The sequence below is a fragment of the Streptomyces sp. NPDC021012 genome, assembly GCF_044333355.1.
Lineage (GTDB): Bacteria > Actinomycetota > Actinomycetes > Streptomycetales > Streptomycetaceae > Streptomyces.
In genome coordinates, this window is the sequence record NZ_JBIRQU010000026.1 from 48,691 (window position 1) to 58,820 (window position 10,130).

The 10,130-nt window shown below is 74.5% G+C and carries 10 protein-coding genes; 1 reads left to right on the plus strand and 9 read right to left on the minus strand.

From position 1 onward, the window contains the following. Positions 1 to 7: 7 nt before the first annotated feature. From ACH4TP_RS39735 to fmt, 7 genes are all read right to left on the minus strand, one after another. Positions 8 to 1,450 carry a GuaB1 family IMP dehydrogenase-related protein gene (locus ACH4TP_RS39735; protein ID WP_398440654.1) on the minus strand — a complete coding sequence of 481 codons (1,443 nt, stop codon included), beginning with the start codon at positions 1,448 to 1,450 and terminating at the stop codon, positions 8 to 10. A 105-nt stretch (positions 1,451 to 1,555) separates the two neighbouring features. Beyond that, complete coding sequence (locus ACH4TP_RS39740; RefSeq protein ID WP_398191839.1) at positions 1,556 to 1,888, minus strand: barstar family protein; 333 nt, start codon at positions 1,886 to 1,888, stop codon at positions 1,556 to 1,558. After that, positions 1,878 to 2,309 carry a ribonuclease domain-containing protein gene (locus ACH4TP_RS39745; RefSeq protein WP_398191842.1) on the minus strand — a complete coding sequence of 144 codons (432 nt, stop codon included), beginning with the start codon at positions 2,307 to 2,309 and terminating at the stop codon, positions 1,878 to 1,880. The genes ACH4TP_RS39740 and ACH4TP_RS39745 overlap by 11 nt, the downstream gene beginning before the upstream one ends. Positions 2,310 to 2,363: 54 nt before the next feature. Further along, positions 2,364 to 3,413, minus strand: coding sequence for a sugar-binding transcriptional regulator (locus ACH4TP_RS39750; protein ID WP_389237850.1), 1,050 nt, complete (start codon positions 3,411 to 3,413; stop codon positions 2,364 to 2,366). A gap of 134 nt (positions 3,414 to 3,547) precedes the next feature. Further along, complete coding sequence (rpe, locus tag ACH4TP_RS39755) at positions 3,548 to 4,231, minus strand: ribulose-phosphate 3-epimerase (RefSeq protein WP_389237826.1); 684 nt, start codon at positions 4,229 to 4,231, stop codon at positions 3,548 to 3,550. A gap of 150 nt (positions 4,232 to 4,381) precedes the next feature. Next, on the minus strand, positions 4,382 to 5,803 hold the full coding sequence (locus ACH4TP_RS39760) for an RsmB/NOP family class I SAM-dependent RNA methyltransferase (protein ID WP_398440655.1): 1,422 nt from the start codon (positions 5,801 to 5,803) through the stop codon (positions 4,382 to 4,384). Between the two features lie 72 nt (positions 5,804 to 5,875). Then, complete coding sequence (gene fmt, locus ACH4TP_RS39765; protein WP_398191848.1) at positions 5,876 to 6,808, minus strand: methionyl-tRNA formyltransferase; 933 nt, start codon at positions 6,806 to 6,808, stop codon at positions 5,876 to 5,878. 227 nt (positions 6,809 to 7,035) lie between these two features. On the opposite strand from fmt, the gene ACH4TP_RS39770 reads away from it, so the two are divergent. Then, positions 7,036 to 7,554: a hypothetical protein gene (locus ACH4TP_RS39770; protein WP_389237832.1), complete on the plus strand. Its 519-nt coding sequence runs from the start codon at positions 7,036 to 7,038 to the stop codon at positions 7,552 to 7,554. 54 nt (positions 7,555 to 7,608) lie between these two features. Here the strand turns inward: ACH4TP_RS39770 and ACH4TP_RS39775 are convergent, their stop codons facing one another. Then, complete coding sequence (locus ACH4TP_RS39775) at positions 7,609 to 9,738, minus strand: primosomal protein N' (RefSeq protein ID WP_398440656.1); 2,130 nt, start codon at positions 9,736 to 9,738, stop codon at positions 7,609 to 7,611. A gap of 93 nt (positions 9,739 to 9,831) precedes the next feature. Beyond that, positions 9,832 to 10,130: methionine adenosyltransferase domain-containing protein (locus tag ACH4TP_RS39780; RefSeq protein WP_398440657.1), on the minus strand; the 299-nt coding region annotated here is incomplete at its 5' end.

Sequence of the window (10,130 nt, forward strand, 5' to 3'; positions counted from 1 at the left end):
GCGGCGACTAGCTCCAGCTGGCGTGCAGCGGCTTGCCCTCGGCGTAGCCCGCCGCCGACTGGAGGCCGACGACCGCCTTCTCCTCGAACTCGGCGAGCGAGGCCGCGCCGGCGTAGGTGCAGGAGGACCGGACGCCCGCGATGATCGAGTCGATCAGGTCCTCGACGCCCGGACGCTGCGGGTCGAGGAACATGCGCGAGGTGGAGATGCCCTCCTCGAACAGCGCCTTGCGGGCGCGGTCGTAGGCGGACTCGTCGGAGGTGCGGTTCCGGACGGCGCGGGCCGAGGCCATGCCGAAGGACTCCTTGTAGGCACGGCCCTGGGCGTCGTGCTGGAGGTCGCCGGGGGACTCGTACGTCCCGGCGAACCAGGAGCCGATCATGACGTTGGACGCGCCGGCGGCGAGCGCCATGGCGACGTCGCGCGGGTGACGGACGCCGCCGTCGGCCCAGACGTGCTTGCCGTACTTCTTCGCCTCGGCGGCGCACTCCAGGACGGCCGAGAACTGCGGGCGGCCGACGCCGGTCATCATGCGGGTGGTGCACATGGCGCCGGGGCCGACGCCGACCTTGATGATGTCGGCGCCCGCCTCGATGAGGTCCTTGACGCCCTCGGCGGCGACGATGTTGCCCGCGACGATCGGGACCTGCGGGTCGAGCGCCCGCACGGTGCGGATCGCGGAGATCATCGACTCCTGGTGGCCGTGCGCGGTGTCGATGACGAGCGTGTCGACGCCCGCGTCGAGCAGCTGCTTGGCCTTGCCGGCGACGTCGCCGTTGATGCCGACGGCGGCGGCGATGCGGAGCTTGCCGTTCGCGTCGACGGCCGGGGAGTACAGCGTCGCGCGCAGGGCGCCCTTGCGGGTGAGGATGCCGACGAGCTTGCCGTCCGAGTCCACGGCCGGGGCGTAGCGCCGGTTGTGGGCGTCGAGGGTGTTGAAGGCCTCGCGCGGGTCGATGTCGGCGTCCAGGAGGAGCAGGTCCCTGGACATGACCTCGGAGAGCTGGGTGAAGCGGTCGACGCCGGAGAGGTCGGCGTCGGTGACGACGCCCACCGGGCGGCGGTTCTCGTCGACGACGACGCCGGCGTCGTGGGCGCGCTTCGGCAGCAGGGAGAGCGCGTCGGCGACGGTCTGGTGCGGCTCCAGGACGATCGGGGTGTCGAGGACGTGGTGGCGGCTCTTGACCCACGAGATGACGTCGGTGACGACCTCGATCGGGATGTCCTGCGGGATGACCACCAGGCCGCCGCGGCGGGCGACCGTCTCGGCCATGCGGCGGCCGGCGATGGCGGTCATGTTGGCGACGACGAGCGGGATGGTCGTCCCGGTGCCGTCGGGCGAGGAGAGGTCCACGGCCTGACGGGAGCCGACGGCCGAGCGGCTCGGCACCATGAACACATCGTCGTACGTCAGGTCGTAGGGCGGCTTGACGTCATTGAGGAAACGCACGTGCTGACATCCCAGTCGTTCGGATCGGCCCCTAGGCATTTCAGCCAGGGGAAAAAGCACGTAGTTCATTGTCCCACGCCAGTACGAATACCAGCCCCGGGCCGATCATCCGATACTTGCGGCAGGTGGTTCGTCGGATCCTCCGAAGACCTCCCCCAGGGAGAGAAGGACGGAGAGGCGGGTGGGGCGTTCTTCGACCGCCGTGGCGAAGACGTCCTGGGCGGTCCGCCACTCGCGCGGCTGTGTCCTGGCGTACGCCTGCCAGCCGGTGACGACGAGGGTGACGGGCTCGGGCAGGTCGGTGAGGCAGTCGGCGAGGGCGTCCCAGTTGCGGCCGAACCAGTCGGGCAGGGCGAGCGCGGCGGCGCACCGGTCCATGAGGGCGGCCTTGTCGGTGACTCCGGCCAGGTCGAGGACGACGGGGTCGTCAAGCCTCATCCGTGACCACCTCCCGGAAGGTCTCGTAGTGGTCGTCGGTGTAGTACGTCTCGCCGTTGCGTCCCGTGACGATCCGGCGCGCTCCCCGGTCGCGTTCGCCGGGGGTCTTCACGGTGTACTCGTGGTAGTAGCCGCGCTCCTTGCGGGGCAGGACCCGCTCGAAGTTCGAGAAGACCGTGCCGTCCTTGGCGTACGGGAAGGGCCCGCCGCGCGCGATGAGGGCGAGCGTCCTGCGCGCCTCGGGCGGCAGGTCGGCGGCACGTACGGTGGGGAGCCCGGAGGCGCCGGTGGGCGCGGCGGTCGCGGTGGTGCGGGTGGGGGCCGGGGCGGCGGGGGCGGCGCCGCCGCCCGCCGAGGAGCAGCCGGCCAGGAAGACCGCGAGGACGAGCGCGAGGAGTACGCGCGGGGGCCGGAGCGACATGTCCCGAACATACCGTTACGGGAAGGCTCCGGCCCCTTTCATCGCGCGCGGTGTTCAGTTGCCGTCGGGGTCCTTGCGGTCGAGCGCCGGGTGCGCGCCGGGGCTGGACTCGGTGAGCAGGTAGTCCGCCGCGGCGCGGTCGGTGACGAGGCTGGTGACGAGCCCGGAGCGGAGCACCGCGCCGATCGCCGCCGCCTTGCGCTGGCCGCCGGCGATCGCCACGACCTCGGGGATCCGGCGCAGCCGGTCCGCCTCGACGGTGATGCAGCGCTCGCCGAGGTCGCGGCCGACCCGGCGGCCCTCGGCGTCGAAGAGGTGCGCGGACATCTCGGCGGCGACGCCGAGCGAGGCGTAGTGGGCGCGCTCGGCGTCGGAGAGCATGTCGTGGACGGTGGAGATGCCCGGCTCCCAGGAGCCGATGGAGACGCAGGCGACCGTCACCTTGTCGAAGTACTCGAAGGCCCGCGCGATGCCGGTCTGGCTGCGCAGCGCGGCCGCGGTGGCCGGGTCGGGCAGCAGCATGGGCGCGTAGATGGGGTGGGCCTCGCCGCCGGAGACCTGGGCGGCGCGCCGCACGGCCTCGACGGAGCCGCGCTCGGCGGTCCCGGCGTCGTACACCCCGGTGAGCTGGACGACCGTGCAGGGCGGCAGCCGGTCGAGGGCCGCCGCCATGTGGATGGTGGAGCGGCCCCAGGCCAGGCCGAGGACGTCGCCCTCGGTGACGAGCTCGCCGAGCAGGTCGGCCGCGACCTCGCCGAGGTTCTCCGGGTCGGGGGACTCGTCGTCGCCCTCCGCCGGGGACTCGACGACGACGGCGTGGCGGAGCCCGTAGCGGGCGCGGAGCGCGTCGGAGCGCTCGGCGTCCAGCTCGGCCGGTACGCGGATCTCGATCCGCACGAGGTCGCGCTCCAGGGCGGTCTCCAGGACCCGGGCCACCTTGAAGCGGCTCACGCCGAACTCCTCGGCGATCTGGATCTTGGACTTGCCCTCGAGGTAGAAGCGGCGGGCCATGGCCGCCGCCTGCACCAGCTCCGCGGGGCCCATCCGCAGGGCTGACCGTCCCGCCGACATACCCGCCACCGCGATCTCCTCACTGCTGTTCACGTACCGCTGTTCACGTACGGAAGTCACGTTCCGATGTGGTTCACACTCTGGACTCGCCGTTCATCCTGTCAGAAACGGCGGGCCTTGATCAGTCCTGTCGGCGGCCCGACGGACCGCGTTCATCCGCCGGAGGCTCAGTGGCCACACGCCCACGCGGCGGTGGCCGTCGCGGCCTCCGCGCGGGCCCGGAGCGAGGCCACGGCGGCGGCCGGATCCGCCGCTCCGTACACCGCGGAACCGGCGACGAAGACGTCGGCGCCGGCCTCGGCGCACCGCTCGATCGTGGACTCGGCGACCCCTCCGTCGACCTGGAGCCACAGCTCCAGACCGTGCTTGGAGATCAGCTCACGGGTGCGGCGGATCTTGGGCAGCATGATGTCGAGGAAGGCCTGCCCGCCGAAGCCGGGCTCGACGGTCATGATGAGGAGCATGTCGAGCTCGGGGAGCAGGTCCTCGTACGGCTCGATGGGCGTGGCCGGCTTGAGCGCCATGGAGGCCCGCGCGCCCTTGGCCCGGATCTCCCGCGCGAGGCGCACCGGCGCGGCGGCCGCCTCGACGTGGAAGGTCACGGAGCCGGCGCCGGCCTCCACGTACTGCGGGGCCCAGCGGTCGGGGTCCTCGATCATCAGGTGACAGTCGAGGGGGGTGTCGGTCGCGCGGGCCAGGGACTCCACGATCGGCACGCCCAGCGTCAGGTTGGGCACGAAGTGGTTGTCCATCACGTCGACGTGCAGCCAGTCGGCACCGCCGACGGCCTTCGCCTCATCGGCGAGCCGGGCGAAGTCCGCGGACAGGATGCTGGGGTTGATCTGCGCCATGTGCCAAGCCTCCCACGTTCTTGGGTACTTCTTTGCCGCTGAGCGGTTTCGAATCCGGTCCAGACCAACTTCGGTACGAAGTGACGACTCCGGGACCTGGACGGACCGGGATATTACGGTCGGACGATCGAAGGGCCGGGGCCCCGCCGGTCAGGCGGTCCGGCGGATGAGCGCCAGGTACATGGCGTCCGTACCGTGCAGATGCGGCCACAGCTGGACGTCCGGGCCGTCGCCGAGCGCCGGGACGCCGGGCAGCAGCGGGCGGGCGTCGATCAGCTCGGCGCCGCCGACCTTCTTCAGGACGTCGTCGACGACCACCCGGGTCTCGGCGAGGTGCGGCGAGCAGGTCGCGTACCCCACCACTCCCCCGACGCGCACGGCACCGAGCGCCTCGGTGAGCAGGGCGCGCTGGAGCGGGGCGAAGCCGTCCAGGTCCTCGGGGCGGCGGCGCCAGCGGGCCTCGGGACGGCGGCGCAGGGCGCCGAGGCCCGAGCAGGGCACGTCCATGAGGACGCGGTCGAAGGTGCCGGGGCGCCACGGCGGGCGGGTGCCGTCGGCGGCGATCACCTGGTACGGGCCGGGGTTGCCGGCGAGGGCGCGCTCGACGAGGCGGGCGCGGTGCGGCTGCTTCTCGGAGGCGAGCAGGAAGGCGCCGCGCTCGGCCGCCAGGGCGCCGAGCAGGGCGGCCTTGCCGCCGGGTCCCGCGCAGCCGTCGAGCCAGCGGGTGTCGGAGCCCTCCACGGGCGCGTTGGCCAGGGCGATCGCGACGAGCTGGCTGCCCTCGTCCTGGACGCCCGCCCGGCCCTCCTTGACCGCCTCGATGGCGCCGGGCTCGCCGCCCTCGGCCATCCGCAGGGCGTAGGGCGACCAGCGGCCCGGCAGGGTCTCGGTGGCGGCGGCGAGCTCCTCGGTGGTGGAGCGGCCGGGGCGGGCGACGAGGGTGACCTCGGGCCGCTCGTTGTCGGCCTCCAGGAGGTCCTCGATCCCGGCCCGCCCGCCGCCGAGGGCGTCCCAGAGCGCGGAGACGACCCAGCGGGGGTGCGAGTGGACGACGGCGAGGTGGTCCTCGGCGTCCTCGTCGTACGGCGGGGCGACCTGCGCGACCCAGGCGTCGAGGTCCTGCTGCGAGATCTTCCGCAGCACGGCGTTCACGAACTTGGCCCGCCCGTCGCCGAGCACCACCCGGGCCAGCTCGACGCTGGCGGAGACGGCGGCGTGCGTCGGGATCCGCGTCCCGAGCAGCTGGTGCGCGCCCAGCGACAGCACGTCGAGCACGGGCGGGTCGACCTCGCGCAGCGGCCGGTCGACGCAGGCCGCGATGATCGCGTCGTACGTGCCCTGCCGGCGCAGCGTCCCGTACACGAGCTCGGTCGCGAGCGCCGCGTCCCGCCCGTCGAACTTGTCGGGGCCTTCCTTCTCCCGTGCCTTCTTCAGCAGCGGCGGCAGCACCAGGTTCGCGTAGGCGTCCCGCTCGTCCACCGCCCTCAGCGCCTCGAAGGCGAGCATCCGGACGGGGTCCTTCTGGGGCCGCCGGTAGGGCTTGTGGGGACGACGACGTGCCTGCTCGCTCAAAGGTGCTCCGCGTGACGAAATGAAGAGGGTCGAACGCTCCCAGCCTACGTCGCCCGCGGAGCCGCTCGCGCCCTACGCCCCCAGCCGCTCGCCCGGCGCGATGCGGACGCCGCGGGCCCAGTCGGCGGCCTTCATGGGCTTCTTGCCCTGGGGCTGGACCCAGAGGAGTTCGACGGCGTGGGAGCCGGTGCCCGCGTAGACGTTGTTCTTGCCGACGGAGAGCTCGCCCGGGGCGAGGTCGGTGCGGTCCGGGAGGAGGGTGACCTGGATGAGCTTGAGGCGTTCGCCGCGGAAGACGGTCCAGGCGCCGGGGGCCGGGGTGCAACCGCGGACCACGCGGTCCACGCGGAGCGCGGGGGCGGCGAAGTCGACGTGGGCGTCCTCGACCTGGATCTTCGGGGCGAGGGTGATGCCCTCGATGGGCTGCGGGACGGCCTTGAGCGTGCCGTCCTCGATGCCGTCCATGGTCGCGGCGAGCAGCCCGGCGCCCGCGAAGGCGAGCCGGGTGAGCAGGTCGCCGCTGGTGTCGGTGGGGCGGACGTCCTCGGTGACGACGCCGTAGACCGGGCCGGAGTCGAGGCCCTCCTCGATGAGGAAGGTGGAGGCGCCCGTCACCTGGTCGCCGGCCATCAGGGAGTGCTGCACGGGCGCCGCGCCGCGCCAGGCGGGCAGCAGCGAGAAGTGCAGGTTGACCCAGCCGTGGGCGGGGATGTCGAGGGCGACCTTGGGCAGCAGCGCGCCGTACGCGACGACCGGGCAGCAGTCCGGCGCGATCTCCCGCAGCCGGGCGAGGAACTCCTCGTCGCGCGGCCTGGTCGGCTTCAGGACCTCGATCCCGGCCTCCTCCGCCCGCTGGGCCACCGGGCTGGCGACGAGCCGCCGGCCGCGCCCCGCCGGGGCGTCCGGCCTGGTGACCACGGCGGCCACCTCGTGCCGCCCGGAGGCGAGCAGGGCGTCCAGGGCGGGAACGGCTACCTCGGGGGTGCCTGCGAAGACGAGCTTCATGGGTGGCGACTGCCTGTCTCTCCGGGGGCGTTGCGGGCAGCGCACCAGTCTAGGCGTCCTCAGGGGAAGGGGGCGTACGGGAGGACGAGCGCCCTGCGCATATGCGTGTACGCCCCCGCAGCGTGACCCAAGTCCCGGTGGCGCGTTGGTCAAGAGAGATTGACCGAATCGGGCCGCTGTCCCCTCTGCGGCCCGCTCCCTTAAACGCCGGTTCGAGAGGCTTTCACATGGCCGACCACGCAACCCACGACGCCCAAGCCCGGGCAAGTCTGCACCTGCTGGTGCGGGACATCGAGCGGGTCCGGCGGCAGGTGGACGCACTGCGCACGCTCACGGCCCAGCTGGGCAATGTCTACCGCCCTCGCCGCTCCGGCCCGTCGACGGGCTTCGTCGTCTACGGCCGCGCGCCCGCCCCGACCGTACGTCTCGCCCAGGAGCTGCGGGACAGTGTCGAGACCCTGGTCACCGCGGCGGTCGACTTCGACCGCTCGCTCGGGTTCTCCTGGGACGCGGTGGGTTCCGCGCTCGGGGTCACCAAGCAGGCCGTCCACCGCCGCTACGGCGCCCGGCGCGCGCCCCAGCAGGGCGTGGCCGTGGACCAGGAGCACCCGGTGGAGCCGGGCGCGACCCGCACGATCCCCTCGGTCCCCGCCGCCCGTTCGATGCCGCCGCAGCCCACCTCGGGCAGCTCGGCCCTCCGCGAGGACCCGCGCCCGTCGGCCTTCCCCGGCCCGCGCAACGCCTGACCCGCGAGCTCCGCACGGCCGCCCGTCCCGCGAGGGTGGGCGGCCGTTCCCGTGTCAGCCGATGTCCGGCGGGTCCACCCGGATCCGCACCGGGTCCCCGCCGCCGCGCGCGAGCCGTCCCGCACGGGCCCGCTTGAGGGCGGTCGCCAGGGCCGCGCCGCTGCCGGGCGGGACCCGGACCAGGGCCCGGTCCCACTGCTCGCCCGGCGGCGGGTCGCCGGGACGGCGGGGCCCGCCGGAGCGGACGACGGGCAGCGGCACGGGGCCGAGGACCTCGGCGTCGGCGGGGAGCCCGGCCGCCGTCAGGAAGCCCTCGACGGCCTCCGGCGGCCCGGTGACGGCGGCCATCCGGGAGACCGGCGGGAAGCCCAGCTCGGCCCGCTCGGCGAGCTCCCGCTGGGCGTGCCCGACGGGGTCCCAGCGGACGAGGGCCTGCACGGGCCGGAGGGTCGGTTCGGCGACCACGACGACCGTGCCGCCCTCGGCCTGGCCCCGCACGAGGGAGGCCGCGTCGATCCAGCGGCGCAGCGCCTCCTCGCCCGCGCGCAGGTCGGGCCGGCCGAGCATGGCCCAGCCGTCGAGGAGCAGCGCGGCCGCGTAGCCGCCCTCGGCGACGGGTTCGGCGCCGGGCGTGGAGACGACGAGCGCGGGGCGCCCGGGCACGCTGTCCAGGACGTGGTCGCGTCCGGAGGTCCGTACCGGCACGGCGGGGAACGCCCGGCCGAGCTCCTCCGCGGTCCGCCGGGCGCCGACCACCTGGGCCCGCAGCCGGGTGGAGCCGCACTCCGCGCAGTGCCAGTCTGGGGTGCCGCGCCCGCACCAGCCGCAGCGCAGCTCCTGCTGCTCGGGCGCCTCCAGGGGCCCGGCGCAGTGCCGGCAGCGGGCGGGCGTGCGGCAGCGCTCGCAGGCCAGCCTCGGCACGTATCCCCGGCGGGGGACCTGGACGAGCACCGGGCCGGTCTTCAGGCCCTCCCGTACGGTCTGCCAGGCGAGCGAGGGCAGCCGGGCGGCGCGCGCGGCCTCGTCGCGGGCGAGCTCACCGTCGCCGACGGTACGGATCAGGGGCGCGGCCCTGCGGACCTGCTCGCGTCCGGCGTTCAGCGCCTGTGCCCAGCCGGACTCGACGAGCTGGGCGGCCTCGACGGTGCAGCTGGTGGAGCCGAGGAGGAAGGCGCACCGGTCGTGGGCGGCGCGCAGCAGCAGCACCTCGCGCGCGTGGGGCTGGGGGGCGTGCGGTTCGCTGTGGCTGCCGTCGCCGTCGTCCCAGATGACGGCGAGGCCGAGGTCCCGTACGGGGGCGAACATCGCGGCCCGGGTGCCGACGACGGCCCGCACGGCGCCGCGCCGCACGGCGAGCCACTGCGCGTACCGCTTCTCGGGGCCCGCCTCGGCGGTGAGCAGCGCGTGCCGCCCCTCCCCCAGGACCTCGGTCAGCGCCGCGTCGACCCGGCCGGCGGCCCTCCCGTCGGGGACCACGACGAGCGCGCCCCGCCCGGAGGCGAGGGTCGCGGCGACGGCCCGGGCGATCTCCTGGGCCCAGTACGGCCCCGGCAGCGCGTTCCACACGGCCCGGGGCGCCCCTCCTCGCGCGAGGGAGTCCAGGAACGCCGGCCCGCGCTCGTACCGCGTCCAGCTCCCCGGCTCCGGCGGTCCCGGCGGCGGCAGCGGCGCGGGCGAGGGCTTGCGCTCGGCGGTCGCGTTGCGCGGCGGAACGGCCAGCTGGAGCACGTCGGCGAGGCTGCCCGCGTACCGGTCGGCGACCGTCCGCGCGAGCCCGAGCAGCTCCGGCCCGAGCACCGGCTCGGGCGACACGACGTCGGCGAGGGCGGCCAGCGGCCCCGAGTAGTCCGACTCGGCGCGCCGCTCCACCAGGAAGCCGTCGATCAGCCGACCGCCCTCGCGCCGGCCGCCCCGCACCTGGTGCGCGCCCGCGCCGAACCGCACCCGCACCCGCACCCCGGGCCGGGCGGCCTCGTCCAGCTCCTCGGGGACCGCGTAGTCGAAGAACTGGTCGAGGTGGAGCGCCCCCTTGTTCACGACGACCCGCGCGACCGGCAGCTCCTTGGCCAGCGCGGCCCCCCGCCAGGTCCGGGGCTTGGCCCGCGGCACCTTCGCCTTCCGGACGGTCTCCCGGATGAGCGCGAGCTGCTCGGGCTCGTCGGACTTCTCGTTCTCGCTGCTCACAGCCCCATACCTACCAGACGCCACCGACAGCCGGGCATGGCCGGAGCCCGGCACCCCCACGGGGTACCGGGCTCCGGTCGCTTCGGCCTGGGATTACAGGCCGGCGGCCTGCTTGAGGGCGTCCACGCGGTCGGTGCGCTCCCAGGTGAAGTCCGGCAGCTCGCGGCCGAAGTGGCCGTAGGCGGCGGTCTGGGAGTAGATCGGGCGGAGCAGGTCGAGGTCGCGGATGATCGCGGCCGGGCGGAGGTCGAAGACCTCGGCGATGGCGTTCTCGATCTTCTCGGTCTCGATCGTGTTGGTGCCGAAGGTCTCGACGAAGAGACCGACGGGCTCGGCCTTGCCGATCGCGTACGCGACCTGGACCTCGCAGCGCGAGGCCAGACCGGCCGCGA

Excerpts from the sequence above, each read along its gene's own strand:
- ACH4TP_RS39770 (WP_389237832.1), top strand. The coding sequence starts at position 7,036 with ATGGCCGACCACGCAACCCACGACGCCCAAGCCCGGGCAAGTCTGCAC.
- fmt (WP_398191848.1), bottom strand. The coding sequence starts at position 6,808 with ATGAAGCTCGTCTTCGCAGGCACCCCCGAGGTAGCCGTTCCCGCCCTG.
- rpe (WP_389237826.1), bottom strand. The coding sequence starts at position 4,231 with ATGGCGCAGATCAACCCCAGCATCCTGTCCGCGGACTTCGCCCGGCTC.
- ACH4TP_RS39740 (WP_398191839.1), bottom strand. The coding sequence starts at position 1,888 with ATGAGGCTTGACGACCCCGTCGTCCTCGACCTGGCCGGAGTCACCGAC.
- ACH4TP_RS39745 (WP_398191842.1), bottom strand. The coding sequence starts at position 2,309 with ATGTCGCTCCGGCCCCCGCGCGTACTCCTCGCGCTCGTCCTCGCGGTC.